Below are 16,825 nucleotides of genomic sequence, written 5' to 3'. Positions count from 1 at the left end.
TCTGCCTTCAATCCTCCCCCGCCAGGGGAGGATTGGGTAGATTTCGATCCGCCCTATGGCTTGATCCCCCATTTGCCATATTCGGCGTCGATACGCGGCGACATCATCCGCGCTCCGGCGAGATCGGCCTCGCTCCCCGCCTGCCCCGCCGCCTTGCGCACGACTCCGCGCATGTAGAGCGCCGCGGCCAGATCGGGGTCGGTATCGAGCGCGGCATTGAGATCGCCCAGCGCCTCCTCGGTGCGGCCGAGACGGAAATAGACCATCGCGCGGCTGTCGAGCGCGTTGGCTGGGCTGTTGCTCAATTCGATCGCGCGCGTGCAGTCCTTGAGCGCGGTGTCGAGCGCAAGCTTGTGCGTCGCCTTGAGCCAGCAGCGGCTGTTGAGGAGCGAGGGATTGCCCGGATGCGCTGTGACCGCCGCGTCGAGCACGGCCAGCGCCTCGTCGGCGCGACCGTCATCGGCGAGCAGCTCGGCCTTGAGCGAGAGGAAGTCCGGCTTGTCCTTGCCGGCGGCCTCGATCTGTTGCTCGACCATCTCCAGCGCCTCGGTGCGCTGCCCCCTCTCGCCGCGCAGCTCGATCGCGGTGCTGATCGCTTCGGACGATCCGGGATCGAGCTCGCGCGCGGCATCGGCATCGGCGATCCTTGTCGAGTTGCCCGCTCGCCTTGAACAGCGCGGCGCGGCGCAGGCGCGAATCGACCGACGGCGCGAGCGCGATCGCCTTGTCCATGTCCTTGATCGCCGCCGGATAGTCGAACACGCGCTCGTGGAACCAGGCGCGGTGGACGTAGCCCTCGGCCTCGTCCGGATTCTTGGCGATGCGCTGGCCATAGGCGGCAAGGATCTTCTGGAGTGCGCCGCCCTTGCGCGCCGCCGCGACCTCCTGCCAGCGCTGCGGATAGGCCGCCGGCGCGACCGCGCGGAGGAGCCGCGTCTTGGCTTGGGCGAGCTGCTGGCGTGCGGCGCCGATCTCGGTCGGCGCGACCTCGGCGCCGGTGGCGATCCGGCGGTCCTCGACCGCGAGCACACCGTCCGCCAGGCTGGTCTGGCGCGCCAGCACGCGCCCGGCAATCCGTTCCGGCAGCTTCTCGTCGCCCTCAAAGGCGAAGCCGGCCCCGCCATTGGGCAGGCGATAGCTGAGGCGGACGCGGGCATGGCCGGGCTCGCCGGTCGAGACGGGCAGGTCGCGCCACGCGGTGCGGCTGCGGTCGGGCTCGAAGCCGATCCCCTGAACCGCGTTGTCGAGCGTGATCTTGAAGCGCTCATTCTCGCGCGCCCAGCCGGGATAGGCGATGCCGGCGGCGGTGATCACCACCGTGCCCGCGGCATCGTCGAAGCGCAGCTTGCGTTCGGTATAGGCGCTATTGGAAACATATTCCTCGATCGCGCCGCCGGCCAGCTTCTCGACCTCGGCCGGCCCGAGCGCCGCGGTCGCGCTGCGCAGCATCTGCACGATCTGCCCGCGCATCGTGAGCTTGGCGGTGAACGGCGCGGGGAAATGGATGCCCGCGCTCTGGTCCATGTCGATCTCGACATCGACATCCGGCCGGGCGCTCGGGCGTGCCGGCAGCGCGAGCAGCTCGGCGCCGCTCTCGCGCAACGGCAATGCGTGGCGGAAGGGCGGGACGTTGCCGAGGTCGGGAAGCCGGTCGCCGCTCGAGGTGCCGTCGAGCCACAGGCTCTCGCCGCCGATCGCGGCGCGGACGATGACGTGATCGAACGCGCCCGGCATCGGCAGGCGGTTGGGCACCGCGTCACCCACCTTGCTGTTCACCAGCACCGCCTCCGCCTCGATCCCGAGCTCGCGCAGGATCGCGACCAGCAACAGGGTCTTGGCCTTGCAATCGCCATAGCGCAGCGACCAGGTCTCAGCCGGCGTCTGGGGCACGTAATTGCCCTGCGCCATGCCGTTGAACAGGTAGCGGACCTTGTCCTGGACCAGCTGCAGCGCCGCCGCGGCGCGCGTGCGCTGATCGGTCGATGCGGCGGCGATCGCGGCGACTTCCTTGGCCAGCGCGCTGTCCGGCGCGATCAGCCCCTTGGTGCGGTAGAGCGGCGCCATCGTCCGCGCGACCGCGGCCCAGTCGGCATAGCTGGTCGCGTCGATGAAGGTCATCGGCTGGAACCGCGCGGGCGCGTCCCTCGGCACCTCGACCTGCTTGGGGATCGGCAGGCTGACGGTCAGCTCACGATAGCCGCCCGCGATGCTGGTCACCTGCGGCTTGGCATAGCCGGCATAGGACTTCCAGTTCACCTTCGCCGTCTCGGGCCAGATCATCCGCAGCCGTCCGAACTGGAGACGCATCGGCTCAGGGAATAGCGGCGCGCTGCTCTGCACCTCGCCGCCCAGCGTGGGATCCTTGCGCGTGGTCGAGAAGCGCACGCGCAGCACGTCGCCGACGCGCAGCCCCTCGACCGGCATCGTCGCGGTGAGCAGCCCGTCGAGCTGCATCTGCTCGAGCTTCTGCTCGCGCCGGATGACCGACAGCTGCTTGCCGCCGGCGAGCAGGTCGATGGTCTCGCCGCCGCGCACGATCGCCGCGCTGTGGATGATCAGGTCGCCATGGTCCGGGCTCCACGGCAGCTGGATCGTACCGGCTTCGGTCAGGATCTGCGACGAGGCGATGCGCGTGGCGCTCTCGAAATATTGCCACACCTGTCCGTCAGCGAAACGCTGTTGCTGGTCGAGGATCAGGAAGACCGGGGCGTCGTCGCCGATCTTGGCGGGATCGATCGGCGGCGCCGGCTTCACCCAGTCGGGCACCGGCGCATAGACCGGCTTGTCGCCCGCCCAGCCAGGCGCGGCGGATGCCAGCGGCACGGCCAGCAGCATCGTCTTACGGATCATTTCAACCCCCGGTGTTCCCACCGGAACCTAGCGCGGGCCGCGCCGGGAGCAAGCGCGATCAGCGCGCGTGGTAGAAGTCGTAGACCTGCTGCGCGACCGCGGCGCTCACCCCGGGCGCCTTCTTGAGATCGTCGAGGCTCGCCCCGCGCACCGCACGCGCGGTGCCGAAGTGCATCAGCAGCGCTTTCTTGCGCGCCGGGCCGATGCCCGGGACCTCGTCGAGCGGGCTGGCGGTGATCGCCTTGGCGCGCTTCTGGCGGTGCGCGCCGATCACGAAGCGATGGACCTCGTCGCGCAATTTCTGGATGTGAAACAAAGCCGGCGCGTTGACCGGCAACATCCGCTCGCTGCCGTCCATCAGGTGGAACACCTCGCGCCCCTCGCGGCCGTGATGCGGCCCCTTGGCGACGCCGACCAGGCACACATCCTCGATCCCCAGTTCCTCGAGCACCGCGCGCGCGGCATTCAATTGCCCGCGCCCGCCATCGATCAGCACGAGATCGGGCCACACGCCCTTGTCGCGGTCCGGATCCTCCTCCTGCGCGCGGCTGAAGCGGCGCGTGAACACCTCGCGCATCATCGCGAAATCGTCGTCGGTCGCGGCGCTCTTGATGTTGAACTTGCGATACTGGCCCGTGCGGAAGCCCTCGGGCCCGGCGACGATCATCGCGCCGACCGCATTGGTCCCCTGGATGTGCGAATTGTCATAGACCTCGATCCGGTCGGGCGGTTCGGCGAGCCCGAACAGGTCGGCGATGTCGCGCAATATCTTCGCCTGAGTGGTGGATTCCGCCATGCGCCGGTCGAGCGCCTCGACCGCGTTGCGCTGCGCCTGCTCCATCAGCCTGCGCCGCGCGCCGCGCTGGGGACGGCTGATCTCGACCTTGAAGCCCGCGCGCTCGCACAATGCCTCGGCGAGGACCGGAGCGTCGGGCAGATCGCGGTCGAGCAGCACCGTCCTGGGCGGCGGCACCTCCTCGTAGAATTGCATGAGGAACTGGGCGAGCACCTCCTCCTCCGGCACCTCGGCGGTGTGCGCCGGGAAGAAGGCGCGGTGGCCCCAATTCTGCCCGCCGCGGATGAAGAACGCCTGGATGCCCATCACCCCCTGCTTGCAGGCGAGCGCGAAGATGTCGGCGTCGCCGACCCCCTCGGCGTTGATCGCCTGGCTGCCCTGGATGAAGGTCAGCGCCTTCAACCGGTCGCGCAGCACCGCGGCAAGCTCGAAATCGAGATTCTCCGCCGCCGCCTGCATCTGCTCGCCGAGCTTGGCCTGGACCTTGGTCGACTTGCCCATCAGGAAGTCGCGCGCGTCGGACACCAGTTCCTCATACCCCTCCTTGTCGATGCGATCGACGCACGGCGCCGAGCAGCGGCGGATCTGGTAGAGCAGGCACGGCCGGTCGCGGGTGTTGAAGAAGCCGTCGGTGCAGCTGCGCAGCAGGAACAGTTTCTGCAGCGCGTTGAGCGTCTTGCGCACCTGCCCCGCCCCGGCGAACGGCCCGAAATAGTCGCCCTTCACGCGCCGCGCGCCGCGATGCAGCTGAACGCGCGGGAAATCATGGTCGCCGCGCAGCAGGATATAGGGGAACGACTTATCGTCGCGCAGCAGCACGTTGTAGGCGGGTCGGAAGCGCTTGATCAGCTGCGCCTCGAGCAGCAGCGCCTCGGCCTCGTTGTTGGTCGTCACCACGGTCATCGACCGGGTCTGCGCGATCATCCGGCGCAGGCGGTTCGAGAGCTTGGCCGGCTGGGTATAGTTGGCGACGCGATTCTTGAGCGCACGCGCCTTGCCGACATACAGGACGTCGCCGCGCGCATCCTGCATGCGATAGACGCCCGGGCGCACCGGCAGCGTCTTGAGCACATTGCGGATCGCCGCCACGCCGGCATCGAGATCGGGCGTCTCCGACCCGCGCACGGCGTAGGTCGCGGTCTCCTCGTTGAAGCGATTGGGGGAATTCGGATCGGACATCGTCGTGGCGATGTAAGCGGATTGCGCCGCACTTTCCATCTGATAGCCTGCTACGGATCAAGCGAAGGACTCGATCAACCGGAACGTCATTACCGTGCAGGCGGGGATTCATTGATGGAGAGATTTCGGTTCCTGCCGCGAAGTTAGCCAGAATGGATTCCCGCCTGCGCGGGAATGACGGTCTGGAATAAATAGGACCTAGGGGGACTTACAATATGCGTCTGCTCACCGCCCTTCTCGCCACCTCGCTGCTCGCCGCGCCCGCGCTCGCCGGGCCCGACTTCGCACCCGCGGTCGAGGCCGACTATGCCGCGCATCTCGAGAAGCTGTTCCTCGACTTCCACAGGAACCCCGAGCTCTCGTTCAAGGAGACGCGCACCGCAGCGATCATGGCGAAGGAGCTGCGCGCGGTCGGCGGGATCGAGGTGACCGAGAAGGTCGGCGGCACCGGCGTGGTCGGGGTGATGAAGAATGGCGACGGCCCGGTGGTGCTGGTGCGCGCCGACATGGACGGCCTCCCGCTCAAGGAGGACAGCGGGCTTTCCTATATGTCCACCGTGACGCAGCAGGACATCGACGGGGTCACGAAGCCGGTCATGCACGCCTGCGGCCACGACGTGCACATCACCTCCCTGATCGGCACCGCGCGTCAGCTCGCGAAGTTGAAGGACCGGTGGAAGGGCACCGTGGTGTTCGTCGTCCAGCCCGGCGAGGAGCGGATCGACGGCGCGCGGCGGATGCTCGCCGACGGGCTCTACACGCGCTTCCCCAAGCCGAACTATGCCGTCGCCTTCCACGTCACCGCGGGCATCCCGACGGGCAAGCTCGGGCTCGAGCCGGGGATCTCCTCCTCCTCGTCGGACAGCGTCGACATCACCATCCACGGCGTCGGCACCCACGGCGCCGCGCCGCACATGGGCAAGGACCCGATCGTGATGGGCGCCGAGATCGTCATGGCGCTGCAGACCCTGGTCAGCCGCGAGATCGCGCCGTTGAAGCCCGGCGTGGTGACGGTCGGGTCATTCCATTCGGGGTTCAAGCACAACATCATCTCCGACAAGGCCGAGCTCCAGCTCACCGTGCGCTCGGACGACGAGGATACGCGCAAGAAGCTGCTCGACGGGATCAAGCGCATCGCCGCCAATGTCGGCCGGATGAACGGCCTGCCCGAGGACAGGCTGCCCCAGGTCAAGGTCGGCTTCGAATCGACCCCGGTGACGCGCAACGACCCCGCGCTGACCCAGCGCGTGCGCGGCGCCTTCACCAGCGCGTTCGGCGACGGCGTCATGCATGTCGAGGAGCGCCAGAGCATGGGCGCCGAGGACTTCGCCTATTTCATTCAGCAGGACCTGGGCGTGCCGGGCGCCTATTTCGTCGTCGGCGGCACGCCGCAGGCGGAGATCGAGGCGGGCAAGAAGGGCGGCAAGCCGGTGCCCGCCCACCATTCGCCCTTCTTCAAGATCGAGCCAAAGCCGTCGGTGACGCTGGGGACCCAGGCGATGACGGTGGCGGTGCTCGACCTGCTCAAGAAGTAGCGGCCATGTCGTTCGTCGAACGACCGATTGCGGGCACATCCGACCGGGCATAGCTTCTCGCCCTGACCTGATAGGGGAGGTTCGCATGAGATACGCCATTGCCGCCGCGCTGCTGCTCGCCGCCGCCACGCCGCTCGCCGCGCAGAAGGTTACGCCCGCGATCACCGCCGCGCTCGCGGACAGCTCGCGCCCGGCCGAGCAGCGCGAGCGCGATGCCGCGCGCAAGCCCGCCGAACTGCTCGCCTTCGCCGGGATCAAGCCGGGGCAGAAGGTCGCGGACTTCATCATGGGCGGCGGCTACTGGACGCGCATCCTGTCGCCGCTGGTCGGGCCGAAGGGCAAGGTCTACGCCTATCAGCCCGCCGAGTTCATCAAGTTCCGCGCCGCCTATGGCGAGGAGCAGAAGACCGCGGTCGCCGGCCTCGCCAACACCGTCGCGCTGAACGACAGCCTGGGCGCGTTGATCTTCCCCGAGCCGCTCGACGCGATCGTCACCGTCCAGAACTATCACGACCTGTTCCTGCAGCCGTTCCCCAAGGGGACCGGCGAGGCGGTGACGCGCAAGCTCTACAACTCGCTGAAGCCCGGCGGCGTGCTGCTGGTGGTCGACCATGTCGCCAATGCCGACCCCGAGAACAAGGCGCCGACCACGCTTCATCGCATCGACCCGGCGGTCGCACGGCGCGAGCTCGAGGCGGCCGGCTTCCGCTATGCCGGCAAGCTCGACCTGCTGCGCAACACCAGCGACCCGCACACCGCCAGCGTGTTCGACGCGTCGGTGCGCGGCAAGACCGACCAGTTCGTGTTCAAGTTCGTGAAGCCCCGCGCCAAATGATCCGTGCCGCAATCGTCGCCGTCGCGCTCGCCGCCGCGCCGAATGCCTGGGCGAACGCGGCGGTCGAGGCCGAGCTGGCGGCGATCGGCAAGCCGGCGGCGGTGTTCGTGATCGGCGACGGGCCCGACCAGGGCTATGCCGAGGGCCTCGCCGATCCCGCGACCGGCCGCGAGCTGACGGTCGACACGCCGGTGCGGATCGCGAGCAACACCAAGACCTTCACCGCCGCCGCGGTGCTGCGGCTGTGGGAGCAGGGCCGGATCGAGCTCGACGCGCCGATCGGCGGGCTGATCAATCCCCGGCTCGACCGCATCCTGCGCGCCGACGGCTATGATACGAAGACGATCACCGTCCGCCACCTGCTCAGCCACAGCGGCGGGCTGTACGACCATGGCGGCGACAAGCGTTTCGTCGAGTCGCTGATGACCAACCCCGGCAAGGTCTGGACGCGCGAGGCGCTGGTCAGGCTCGCCACCGACTATGCCGATCCGCAGAGCAAGCCGGGCACCGAGTTCCGCTACTCGGACACCGGCTACATCCTGCTCGGCGACATCGTCGAGCGCATCACCGGCAAGACGCTCGCCACCTCGGTGCGCACGCTGCTCAAGCTCGACGCGCTCGGGCTCGGTGCGACCTGGTGGGAGATCTACGAGGCGCCGCCCAAGGGCGCCGAGGGCCGCGCCAGGCAATTCATCGGCGACACGGACGTGACCGCGGTCGATCCCTCGATGGACCTGTTCGGCGGCGGCGGGCAGCTCATGTCGGCGCGCGATCTCGCCACCTTCTTCAAGGCGCTGTTCGAGGGCCGCGTGTTCGACAAGCCCGGAACGCTCAAGGAGATGCTCTGGAAGGGGCCGCACCGGAATGCGGACACCTACCGCCTCGGCATCTTCGTGCAGCACACGCCGCAGGGCGAACGCTACTGGCACAGCGGCTTCTGGGGCACCTATGCCGCCTATGCGCCGGCAAGCCGGATCGCGCTGGGCGCGGTGACGACGAAACAGGGCACCAAGCCGCTGATGCCGCTGATCGGCAAGCTGATGCGGCAGACGCCTTAGGCGCCGCTCCACGGCCGGAACGGCGCCCCCGGGCGCATCGGCGCTCACTGCCAGTCGGCGCGGTCTTCCTTGCCGTCGAGGAACGGCCGCACGGTCGCGGGCAGCGCAGGCGCGAGGAAGATGTCGTAGTGGGTGCGGCCGGGCAGGATCGCCAGCCGGTTCTTGGTCATGTGCTCGCGCTGCCACCCGCCGTCGCGCTGGCCGCCGCCGAGCAGCTTGAAGAACTCGACCGTTGCCTCCGGGCGCCACATGTCGGCGTCGCCGACAATCAGCATGACCGGCATCTTGAGCGCCTTGACCTGCGCCGACCAGTCGAAGTCGCGGCGCATCAGCTCGCCCATCCGGTCGAGCAGCCGCGGGAAATCCTCGGGCTTGGGCGCGAGCGCCATATAGCCCTTGTACATCGGCGTCTCCTTCATCATCGGCGCCATCGCGGCGCTGACCTGGCGCTGCATCGGGATCATCTCCGGCTGGATGCCCGAGGTGGCGTGAGTCATCGACAGCAGCGCCAGGCGGCGCACCCGGGCGGGCGACTGTGCCGCGAGCTGCAGCGCGACGCCGCCGCCCATCGAATAGCCCATCACATCGACCTGCTCGTAGCCGAGCTTGCCGAGCAGTACGTCCATGTCGCGGCCCATCGCCGCGAGGTCGATCGGGCGATCGCCCAGCGTGGTGCGGCCGTGACCCTGGAGATCGACCAGGATCACCTGCCGCCCGGCGCCGAGGCCAGCCAGCACCGGATCGAACATCGCGCCCGAGCCGAGCCCGCCATGCAGCAGGAGCAGCGGCTCGCCCTGCCCGCGTACCTCGTAATAATAGGCGATCCCCGCGATCTCGACAGTGCCGGAGCGAACCGGCGCGGGCTGCGCCGCGGCCGCCGGGGCGGCCTGGGCGTGGGCGGCGAGAGGCGTGATCAGCGCGGCGGCGGCGACCAGCAGGTGCGAACGAAGGCGATTGGACATGGGTCTTCTCCTGATCGAGCGCAGCCAATTGCGCTCTCGACAGGACGACGAGCGAGGATCGCCCGTTTCGACACGGGATCCAAAAAAATCGCCCGCGCGGTACGAAACCGCGCGGGCGAAGCGATCAGAAGCGGACGCCGAGGCCCACGGTGCCCTGATGGCGGCCGCCGGCGATCCCGTCATAGTTCGAGTAGCGATACTCGCTGCGGACCAGGAAGTTGCCGGCGTTGAACTCCACGCCCGCGCCGACCCGATAGCCGCCATGGTTGTCGGCATAGTCATAATCGGGCGAGGCCGGCGTGGCCGGGTCATTGTAAGTGCCGCTGAGGCGGGCGTTGGTGTAGCCGGCCTTGCCGTAGAGCAGCACATTCTGCCCGACCACCGCGCCGAGGCGACCGCCGATATAGAGATCGCGACCGGTGTTGTAGCAGCCGCGGTCGCCCGCGACGACGAGGCCGCTTTCGCAGCCGCCCTTGGTCGAGCCGGTGACTTCGGCTTCGACGCCGTAGCGCACCTTGCCCGCACCCAGGTCATAGGTGACCGCGCCGCCATACAGGAAGCCGGTGTCGTCGACACCCGCGCCGCTGGTGTGATCGACGCCGGCCACCGCGACGACGCTGGGACCGGTGAAGGGCTCTGCTTCCTGCGCCATGGCAGGGGCGGCAGCAAGAACCGCAGGCAGAATCAGGACTTTGGCGAAGAATCGCATGACTTTGTTCCTCATGGTTTGGGGATACCGGCGAGGGGCGCCGGTGTGGGTAGGCAACTGCTCCTCGAGCAAACACGGCCGCTGCATATCGGCCGCCACCTGGATCGTTTCGGGAGCGGGCCGAATTTTGCTCGAATTACGGCATCTGGAACTTCGTCCGCCGCAACGCTGAACCTCAGTTCAACGGCAGGTGTCAGGCGTCGAGAACCTCACGCACCTTCACCGCCAGCTGCTGCAGCGTGAACGGTTTCGCCAGGAAGGCGACGTCGTGGTCGAGCATGCCATTGTGGACGATCGCGTTGCGCGTGTAGCCGGTGGTGTAGAGCACCTTGAGGTCCGGCCGCTTCTCGCGCGCGCGGTCGGCGAGGATGCGGCCGTTCATGTCGGGCATGACGATGTCGGTGAACAGCAGGTCGATGCGCGGCTGGATCTCGAGCACGGCCAGCGCCTGGTTGGCATCGCTCGCCTGGACCACGACATAGCCGAGCTCGCGCAGTGCATCGACCGACATGTGCCGCACATTCTCCTCGTCCTCGACCACCAGGATGATCTCGTCGTCCTTGGCGCGCGGCAGGTCGCCGGTGCCCGCCTCGGCGCCGCCCAGCGCCTCAGCCTCGCCGAAGTGGCGCGGGACGTAGAGCTTGACCGTCGTGCCGACGTCGGGCTCCGAATAGATCTTCACATGCCCGCCCGACTGCTTGACGAAGCCGAACACCTGGCTGAGTCCGAGGCCAGTGCCCTTGCCCACGCCCTTGGTCGTGTAGAAGGGATCGAACGCCCGCTCGATCACGTGCGGCGGCATGCCGGTGCCGGTATCGGTGACCGAGACCATGACATATTGCCCCGGCGTCACCTCGTCATGCGCGGCGGCATAGGCGTCGTCGAGATGGGTGTTGGCGGTCTCGATCGTCAGCCGGCCGCCGTCGGGCATCGCATCGCGGCCGTTGACGCACAGGTTGAGCACGGCATTCTCGAGCTGCGCGCCGTCGATGAAGGCCGGCCACAGCCCGCCCGCGAGCACGGTCTCGATCCGGATGTTCTCGCCGATCGTACGCCGCAGCAGCTCGGACATGCCGCCGACCAGCTTGTTGGCGTCGACCGCCCTGGGCGCGAGCGGTTGCTGGCGCGAGAAGGCGAGCAGGCGCGCGGTGAGCTGGGCGGCGCGCTCGGCACCCTCCATGGCGTTGTCGATGCAGTCGAGCGTCTTGGCGCGGTCGCTGTCGAAGCGGCGCTTGGCCATGTCGAGGCTGCCGATGACGATCGCGAGCATGTTGTTGAAGTCGTGCGCGACGCCGCCGGTGAGCTGGCCGATCGACTCCATCTTCTGCATCTGTCGCACCTGCGCCTCCGCGGCGGTGCGGCTCTCGATCTCCTCGGTGAGCTGCCGGTTCGCCGCGAGCAGCGCATCGCCGGCATTGAGCGCCGCGCGCGCCCGGCGGCGGGCATCGCGCGTGGCGTAGATGGCGAGCGCGAACACGACGAGCGCGCTGAGGACGAGCCAGACGGTGAGCCAGGCCGAGCGGTCGCGCAGCTCCGCGTCGCGCGACGCGAGCAGCCGGTTCTCCTCCGCCTTCATCGCGGCGATGGTCGCGCGGCAACGATCCATCAGCGTCTTGCCCACGCCAGCGCGGACGGCCTCCGACGCGCGATCGAACCGGTTCTGGCGCGCGAGGTCGAGTCCGACCGTCAGCCGGTCGATTCGGGCAGTGATGCATTTGCTGAGCTGATCGGCAGCGGCGGCCTGCTCGGGACGATCGGCAACCAGCGCGCGCAGTGTGGATAAGTCTGCACCGATCCGTCGGCGGCCATCGAAATAGGGCTGAAGATAGATGGCGTCGCGCGTGACCAAATAGCCGCGCTGGCCAGTTTCGGCATCCTGCAGCCGCGACAGAACGGTGCTCAGCTGCTCCTGCACCTTGAGCGTATGGGTCACGCGCTGCTGCGCCACTCGCTGCGCGCCGAACAGCAGCAAAGTACCGACCACCGCCGCCGCCACGACGGCGAAACCGATGATCAGCGCGATCAGACCGCGGTCGCGACGAGCGTCCCCCATGCGCTTGGGAATACGCGAAAAAAAGGGCGCGGCAAGATGCCACGCCCCCTTTGTTTCGTTACCGCGGCATCAACGCTCAATTGAGGCGCGAAAGTCCCGCGATGGTGTTGTCGACCAGCGCCTTGTCGGCGCCGGCGTCATGCTTCTGCGCGATGATCGACGCTGCCGCCTTGGCCGCCGCATCCGCGGCGCGGGCACGGACCTGGTCGAGCGCGGCGCGCTCGGCCGCGGCGATCTTGTCCTCGGCCATCTTGCCGCGGCGCTTGACCAGCTCGTCGGCGTCCTTCTTGGCCTTCGCGACCAGCGCCTTCGCTTCCTCGTCGGCATGCGCGACCATCTCGGCCGCCTGCGCTTCGACGCTGGCGATCTTGCGCGCATATTCGTCGCGCAGCGCCTCGGCCTCGGCGCGCAGCGCCTTGGCTTCGTCGAGCCGCGCCTTGATCGCCGCGATCTGGTTGTCGAGGCCGCGGGTGATCAGGCCCGGGACCTTCTTCCACAGCAGGATCGCGATGAACGCCGCCATCGCGATCGACACCCACACGGTGGCGTCGACGATGCCGAAGCTCGCCGGCTCGGGATGGTGCGCGCCTTCCTCGGTGGTCAGCGCCTTGGCGCCGGCCTCGGGCGGAAGGGGCATGCCCTTGCCGTGCTCGGCCTGGCTCAGATTGTGCGCCACGGGATCGTTCGCCTCAGCCATTGATCGCCGCCTTCACTGCCATCTGCGCCTCGGCCGCCGACACCTTCGCGCCGGAAACCTTGGCGACGATGTCCTGCGCGGCCTCGGCGGCGACCGCCTCGATCTCGCCCTGCGCGGCCTGCGACGCGGCGGCGATGCGCGCCTCGGCCTCGGCGACCTTGGCGTCGATCTCGCCGCCCGCCTTGGCGAGCTGCTTCTCGGTCGCCGCGGCGGCCTTGCCGCGCGCCTCGGCAAGCTTCTTCTGCGCCGCCTCGCGCGCCGCATTCTCATGCCCGCGCCAGGTTTCCTCGGCGGCGTCGGCAGCGGCGCGCGCGGCCTCGGCAGCCTTGAGATCGTCGGCGACGGTCTTGTCGCGCTGATCCACGGTCGCCTGGACCTTGGGCGCCATGCCCCGGCCGATGAAGAAATAGACGATGCCGAAGGTCAGCAGCAGCCAGAACAGCTGTGACGCCCAGGTCGCCGCGAGTTGCGAGATTTGAGGCATTTCAATCCTGTCCTGTTGCGGGCCGGGGGCGTTCCCGGCCCGAACCGGAAACAAGTTACGCGACGAAGATCAGGATCATCGCCACGACGAACGCGAGCAGGCCGAGAAGCTCGGCGGCCGCGAAGCCGATGAACAGGCGGCCCTGCTGGCCGTCGGCCGCACCCGGGTTGCGCAGCGCGCCCTCCAGGAACGAGCCGAAGACGTTGCCCACACCGATCGCGGCCATGCCCGCGCCGATCGCCGCGAGGCCCGCGCCGATGAGCTTCGCCGCTTCCGGGCTGATCATGCTGGTCGGTTCCATTTCAAAACTCCTGCTTCAGATATCGTTGGTTGGTACAGTGAACTCAGTGCAGATGCTCGGCGTCGTGAATGTACAGCGACGTGAGCAGCGCAAAGACATAGGCCTGGATGCCGGCGACCAGCACTTCGAGCGCCGAGATGCCGACCATCAGCGCGAAGCTGGGGATGCCGACCACGCCGCCCCACAGCGGGCTGGCGGCGCCGGAATTGATCACGAACCCGGCCAGCACCTTGAGCAGGATGTGCCCCGCGGTCATCGCGACGAACAGTCGCAGACCCAGCGAGAACGGGCGGAACAGGAACGAGATCAGCTCGATGCAGAAGATCAGCGGGATCATCAGCGGCGGCGTGCCGTGCGGCACGAACAGGCTGAAGAACTTCAGGCCATGCTTCCAGAAGCCCACGATCAGCACGATCGAGAACGACATGATCGCCAGCACGCCGGTGATCGTGAAGTGGCTGGTGAAGGTGAAGGGGTGGACGCCGAAGATACCCAGCGGCAGCAGGCCGAGCAGGTTGGCGAACAGGATGAACATGAACAGCGAGAAGATGTAGGGCAGGTATTTGCGCCCGCCCTTGCCGATATTCTCGTCGACCAGCTTGGTGATGAAGCCGGTGAAGTTCTCGACCAGCATCTGCCAGCGGCCGGGAACCACCGCCTGGCGCATCCCGCCGGCCATGAAGATCCACAGCACGACGACGGTGACGAGCATCCACATCGCCGAGTTGGTGAAGGCGATCTGATGTCCCGCGATATTGAAGCCGTCCCAGATCGTCTGCACCTCGAACTGGTGCATCGGGTCGATCTTGCCAGATTCGTCAGCCACGCCTGCGTCCCAAATTAACCGAAGCGCCCGAAAGTCACTTCGAGCGCTGGTTCGAAATCTTGATGATGTTCCTGAAGGCGGACGCGATTCCGAGGAACAGCATCACCAGCAGGAGCCAGGGAGAGGTACCGAGCAGCCGATCGAGCAGCCACCCGATCAACGCTCCTCCCACCAGACCGCCGATCAGCAGGCTCAGGACTCGGTTTCCCAGGCGATAGCTTGCTTCGCCCTTGTCTCGCCCCTCGCCCTTGCGGATCGCCTCCTCGGATCGTGCTTGCGCCAGCCGCTCGTTGAGCGAGGTGATGCGCGCATCCTCCTTGAGGGGGTCCAGTCCGGGCTCGTTCTCTGCCATTTCGTCTCTCCCAAGGCCTTACACCGGGCGAAACGCATGTGCCGAGCGGCGAGCCCGCCAAGGCACGCGCGCTTTAGAAAGGGGGGTGCCCCGAGTCAACCGCGGCGCGACGCCGCCACTGGCGCAGGCCGCCCGCCGGGCCTAAGTCCACGCCGACAAGGGAGAGCGACATGACCGAACATCGCTACGAATCGCGCGTGGAATGGACCGGCGACCGCGGCGAGGGCACGCGCAGCTATCGCGGCTACGACCGCACCTGGGAGATCCGCACCGAGGGCAAGCCGGTGATCGCCTGCTCGAACGACCCTTTGCTCGGCGGCGATCCCGCCAAGCCCAACCCCGAGGACCTGCTGCTCTCCTCGCTCGCCGCCTGCCACATGCTCTGGTACCTGCACCTCGCGTCGAGCGCGGGGATCGTCGTGCGAAGCTATGTCGACCAGCCGGTCGGCGTCGGCGAGACCGAGCGGGGCGGCGCCGGGCGCTTCCTGCGCGCGACGCTGCGGCCGGCGATCGAGGTCGAGAAAGGCGCCGATCTCGCGCGCGCCGAGGCGATCCACCACGAGATCCACCAATATTGCTTCATCGCACGCTCGGTGAATTTCCCGGTCACCTACGAGCCGAGCTTCTCGATCGTCTAGGAGAGCCGCGACATGCACTTCCCGTCGGCTTGCGCCGAAGTCCCGGTCGGCGATCTCGCCGCCGCGATCGCCTATTATCGCGATCGGCTCGGCTTCGGCGAGGACTGGTCCGACCCCGAGCTCGGCCTGGCCGGCGTCTCGCGCGGCGACGCGCGGCTGTTCCTCGCCGACCCGGGCTATCGCGCGCATCGCGGCAACAACGGGCCGATCCTGCTCTGGATCAATCTCGCCAGTCGCGACGAGGTCGACGCGCTGCATGCGCAGTGGCGCGATTCGGGCGCGGAGATCGCGAGCCCCCCGACCGCGCAGCCCTACCAGCTCTACGAGTTCTTCGCGCGCGACGGCGACGGCAATCACCTGCGCGTCTTCTACGATTTCGGCTGGGAGGAGCGCGGCTGAGACGCGCCCTTCCCTGCCGGCCGCCACGCGGATAGGCTTGACCCATGGGGGCGGCTGACAGCGAGGGAATCACCGACGGCACCGGCCACCGCGCGCGGTTGCGCCAGCGGCTGCTGACCGATGGCGAAGGGCTGCTCGACCACGAGCTGGTCGAATATCTCCTCGCGCTCGCCATTCCCCGGCGCGACACCAAGCCGCTGGCCAAGGCGCTGCTGCACGAATTCGACGGGATCGCCGGTCTGCTCACCGCGGACGCGGAAGCGATCGCGCGCGTGCCGGGGATGGGCGAGACCTCGGTCGCCGCGATCAAGATCGCCCATGCCGCGGCGCTTCGCCTGCTGCGCGGCGAGGTCGCGGCGCGGCCGGTGCTGGCGAACTGGCAGGCGCTGCTGGACTATCTCCGCGCCGACATGGCGCACCATGCGATCGAGCGCGTGCGCGTGCTTCACATGAACAGCCGCAACATGCTGATCCGCGACGAGCTGATGCAGGAGGGCTCGGTCGACGAGGCGCCGGTCTATGTCCGCGAGGTGATCCGCCGCGCGATCGACCTGGGGTCGGCCGCGATCATCCTGGTCCACAATCACCCGAGTGGCGACCCCGCTCCGAGCCGGGCGGACATCGAGCTGACCCGCAACATCGTCGAGGCCGGGAAGCGCCTCGGCATCGCGGTGCACGACCATCTCATCATCGGCACCGAAGGCCATTCGAGCCTCAGGTCGATGGGCCTCATGTAGCCGAGAAGGTCACCGCCTCGATCTTGTTGCCGTCCGGGTCGAACAGGAAGGCGCCATAGTAATTGGCGTCATATTCGGGTCGCAGCCCTGGCGCGCCGGCATCGCGGCCGCCATTGGCCAGCCCCTCGCGGTGGAACGCGTCGACATCGGCCCGGGTGCGCGCCTCGAACGCGATGTGCGTGCCGTTGCCGCCCGTCGCCGGCTTGCCGTCGAGCGGCCGTTCGACGCTGAATGCGAAGACCCCCGCGCCGAAGTCGAGCGACTGTTCGTCCTCGCTGACCAGCCGGTAGCCGAGCAGCGGGATCACCGCCTGGTAGAAGACTCGCGAACGCTCGAGGTCGCTGCTGCCGACCGAGACATGGTGGATCATGCTGAATACCTTTCGCGCATGAAACGGCCGCCGAACCACTTGGG

18 protein-coding genes are annotated in these 16,825 nt (G+C 68.1%); 6 read left to right on the top strand and 12 right to left on the bottom strand.

Translation table 11 applies throughout. The features are described 5' to 3' along the window. Nucleotides 1–53: 53 nt before the first annotated feature. The 3 genes from ABDV68_RS03930 to uvrC are packed head-to-tail and all read right to left on the bottom strand — an operon-like array spanning nt 54 to nt 4,825. Nucleotides 54–536, bottom strand: a complete 483-nt coding sequence (locus ABDV68_RS03930; protein ID WP_343518351.1) for a tetratricopeptide repeat protein — start codon at nt 534–536, stop codon at nt 54–56. Next, nucleotides 457–2,850 (bottom strand): DUF3857 domain-containing protein, encoded by a 2,394-nt coding sequence (locus tag ABDV68_RS03925; RefSeq protein WP_343518350.1) that lies wholly within the window; start codon nt 2,848–2,850, stop codon nt 457–459. The genes ABDV68_RS03930 and ABDV68_RS03925 overlap by 80 nt, the downstream gene beginning before the upstream one ends. A gap of 58 nt (nt 2,851–2,908) precedes the next feature. Beyond that, entirely contained in the window at nt 2,909–4,825 is a 1,917-nt protein-coding gene (gene uvrC / locus ABDV68_RS03920) for an excinuclease ABC subunit UvrC (protein ID WP_343518349.1), read from the bottom strand. 215 nt (nt 4,826–5,040) lie between these two features. On the opposite strand from uvrC, the gene ABDV68_RS03915 reads away from it, so the two are divergent. The 3 genes from ABDV68_RS03915 to ABDV68_RS03905 all read left to right on the top strand — a co-directional run bounded on the left by ABDV68_RS03915 (nt 5,041) and on the right by ABDV68_RS03905 (nt 8,253). Continuing rightward, nucleotides 5,041–6,360, top strand: a complete 1,320-nt coding sequence (locus tag ABDV68_RS03915; protein ID WP_343518348.1) for an amidohydrolase — start codon at nt 5,041–5,043, stop codon at nt 6,358–6,360. A gap of 85 nt (nt 6,361–6,445) precedes the next feature. After that, complete coding sequence (locus tag ABDV68_RS03910) at nt 6,446–7,195, top strand: methyltransferase (RefSeq protein ID WP_343518347.1); 750 nt, start codon at nt 6,446–6,448, stop codon at nt 7,193–7,195. Beyond that, nucleotides 7,192–8,253, top strand: coding sequence for a serine hydrolase domain-containing protein (locus tag ABDV68_RS03905; protein WP_343518346.1), 1,062 nt, complete (start codon nt 7,192–7,194; stop codon nt 8,251–8,253). The genes ABDV68_RS03910 and ABDV68_RS03905 overlap by 4 nt, the downstream gene beginning before the upstream one ends. 44 nt (nt 8,254–8,297) lie before the next feature. On the opposite strand, the gene ABDV68_RS03900 is transcribed toward ABDV68_RS03905, so the two are convergent. From ABDV68_RS03900 to ABDV68_RS03865, 8 genes are all read right to left on the bottom strand, one after another. Next, nucleotides 8,298–9,215 (bottom strand): alpha/beta fold hydrolase, encoded by a 918-nt coding sequence (locus ABDV68_RS03900; RefSeq protein ID WP_343518345.1) that lies wholly within the window; start codon nt 9,213–9,215, stop codon nt 8,298–8,300. A gap of 124 nt (nt 9,216–9,339) precedes the next feature. Further along, nucleotides 9,340–9,924: an outer membrane beta-barrel protein gene (locus tag ABDV68_RS03895; RefSeq protein WP_343518344.1), complete on the bottom strand. Its 585-nt coding sequence runs from the start codon at nt 9,922–9,924 to the stop codon at nt 9,340–9,342. A 193-nt stretch (nt 9,925–10,117) separates the two neighbouring features. Further along, nucleotides 10,118–11,977 (bottom strand): CHASE3 domain-containing protein, encoded by a 1,860-nt coding sequence (locus ABDV68_RS03890; RefSeq protein WP_343518343.1) that lies wholly within the window; start codon nt 11,975–11,977, stop codon nt 10,118–10,120. Nucleotides 11,978–12,053: 76 nt separating this feature from the next. Then, nucleotides 12,054–12,674 (bottom strand): F0F1 ATP synthase subunit B, encoded by a 621-nt coding sequence (locus tag ABDV68_RS03885; protein WP_343518342.1) that lies wholly within the window; start codon nt 12,672–12,674, stop codon nt 12,054–12,056. After that, on the bottom strand, nt 12,667–13,158 hold the full coding sequence (locus tag ABDV68_RS03880) for an ATPase (RefSeq protein ID WP_343518341.1): 492 nt from the start codon (nt 13,156–13,158) through the stop codon (nt 12,667–12,669). The genes ABDV68_RS03885 and ABDV68_RS03880 overlap by 8 nt, the downstream gene beginning before the upstream one ends. 55 nt (nt 13,159–13,213) lie before the next feature. Beyond that, on the bottom strand, nt 13,214–13,441 hold the full coding sequence (locus tag ABDV68_RS03875; RefSeq protein ID WP_254292488.1) for a F0F1 ATP synthase subunit C: 228 nt from the start codon (nt 13,439–13,441) through the stop codon (nt 13,214–13,216). 61 nt (nt 13,442–13,502) lie between these two features. Beyond that, entirely contained in the window at nt 13,503–14,285 is a 783-nt protein-coding gene (locus ABDV68_RS03870) for a F0F1 ATP synthase subunit A (protein ID WP_343518340.1), read from the bottom strand. A gap of 34 nt (nt 14,286–14,319) precedes the next feature. Then, nucleotides 14,320–14,637 (bottom strand): AtpZ/AtpI family protein, encoded by a 318-nt coding sequence (locus ABDV68_RS03865; protein WP_343518339.1) that lies wholly within the window; start codon nt 14,635–14,637, stop codon nt 14,320–14,322. A gap of 170 nt (nt 14,638–14,807) precedes the next feature. Here ABDV68_RS03865 and ABDV68_RS03860 point away from each other — a divergent pair, with 170 nt between their 5' ends. The 3 genes from ABDV68_RS03860 to radC are packed head-to-tail and all read left to right on the top strand — an operon-like array spanning nt 14,808 to nt 16,411. Next, nucleotides 14,808–15,275, top strand: a complete 468-nt coding sequence (locus ABDV68_RS03860; RefSeq protein WP_343518338.1) for an OsmC family protein — start codon at nt 14,808–14,810, stop codon at nt 15,273–15,275. A gap of 12 nt (nt 15,276–15,287) precedes the next feature. Next, on the top strand, nt 15,288–15,674 hold the full coding sequence (locus tag ABDV68_RS03855) for a VOC family protein (RefSeq protein ID WP_343518337.1): 387 nt from the start codon (nt 15,288–15,290) through the stop codon (nt 15,672–15,674). Nucleotides 15,675–15,718: 44 nt separating this feature from the next. Beyond that, complete coding sequence (radC, locus tag ABDV68_RS03850) at nt 15,719–16,411, top strand: DNA repair protein RadC (RefSeq protein WP_343518336.1); 693 nt, start codon at nt 15,719–15,721, stop codon at nt 16,409–16,411. Here radC and ABDV68_RS03845 read toward each other — a convergent pair. Next, nucleotides 16,404–16,781 carry a VOC family protein gene (locus tag ABDV68_RS03845; protein WP_343518335.1) on the bottom strand — a complete coding sequence of 126 codons (378 nt, stop codon included), beginning with the start codon at nt 16,779–16,781 and terminating at the stop codon, nt 16,404–16,406. The genes radC and ABDV68_RS03845 overlap by 8 nt on opposite strands. Nucleotides 16,782–16,825 lie beyond the last annotated feature (44 nt).

The organism is Sphingomonas sp. (assembly GCF_039595165.1).
Taxonomy (GTDB): domain Bacteria; phylum Pseudomonadota; class Alphaproteobacteria; order Sphingomonadales; family Sphingomonadaceae; genus Sphingomonas.
The sequence above is the reverse complement of the archived record's forward strand: the minus strand, read 5'-3'. Positions and strand labels throughout refer to the sequence as shown.

Excerpts from the sequence above, each read along its gene's own strand:
- ABDV68_RS03930 (WP_343518351.1), bottom strand. The coding sequence starts at position 536 with ATGGTCGAGCAACAGATCGAGGCCGCCGGCAAGGACAAGCCGGACTTC.
- ABDV68_RS03925 (WP_343518350.1), bottom strand. The coding sequence starts at position 2,850 with ATGATCCGTAAGACGATGCTGCTGGCCGTGCCGCTGGCATCCGCCGCG.
- uvrC (WP_343518349.1), bottom strand. The coding sequence starts at position 4,825 with ATGTCCGATCCGAATTCCCCCAATCGCTTCAACGAGGAGACCGCGACC.
- ABDV68_RS03915 (WP_343518348.1), top strand. The coding sequence starts at position 5,041 with ATGCGTCTGCTCACCGCCCTTCTCGCCACCTCGCTGCTCGCCGCGCCC.
- ABDV68_RS03910 (WP_343518347.1), top strand. The coding sequence starts at position 6,446 with ATGAGATACGCCATTGCCGCCGCGCTGCTGCTCGCCGCCGCCACGCCG.
- ABDV68_RS03905 (WP_343518346.1), top strand. The coding sequence starts at position 7,192 with ATGATCCGTGCCGCAATCGTCGCCGTCGCGCTCGCCGCCGCGCCGAAT.
- ABDV68_RS03900 (WP_343518345.1), bottom strand. The coding sequence starts at position 9,215 with ATGTCCAATCGCCTTCGTTCGCACCTGCTGGTCGCCGCCGCCGCGCTG.
- ABDV68_RS03895 (WP_343518344.1), bottom strand. The coding sequence starts at position 9,924 with ATGCGATTCTTCGCCAAAGTCCTGATTCTGCCTGCGGTTCTTGCTGCC.
- ABDV68_RS03890 (WP_343518343.1), bottom strand. The coding sequence starts at position 11,977 with ATGGGGGACGCTCGTCGCGACCGCGGTCTGATCGCGCTGATCATCGGT.
- ABDV68_RS03885 (WP_343518342.1), bottom strand. The coding sequence starts at position 12,674 with ATGGCTGAGGCGAACGATCCCGTGGCGCACAATCTGAGCCAGGCCGAG.
- ABDV68_RS03880 (WP_343518341.1), bottom strand. The coding sequence starts at position 13,158 with ATGCCTCAAATCTCGCAACTCGCGGCGACCTGGGCGTCACAGCTGTTC.
- ABDV68_RS03865 (WP_343518339.1), bottom strand. The coding sequence starts at position 14,637 with ATGGCAGAGAACGAGCCCGGACTGGACCCCCTCAAGGAGGATGCGCGC.
- ABDV68_RS03860 (WP_343518338.1), top strand. The coding sequence starts at position 14,808 with ATGACCGAACATCGCTACGAATCGCGCGTGGAATGGACCGGCGACCGC.
- ABDV68_RS03855 (WP_343518337.1), top strand. The coding sequence starts at position 15,288 with ATGCACTTCCCGTCGGCTTGCGCCGAAGTCCCGGTCGGCGATCTCGCC.
- radC (WP_343518336.1), top strand. The coding sequence starts at position 15,719 with ATGGGGGCGGCTGACAGCGAGGGAATCACCGACGGCACCGGCCACCGC.
- ABDV68_RS03845 (WP_343518335.1), bottom strand. The coding sequence starts at position 16,781 with ATGATCCACCATGTCTCGGTCGGCAGCAGCGACCTCGAGCGTTCGCGA.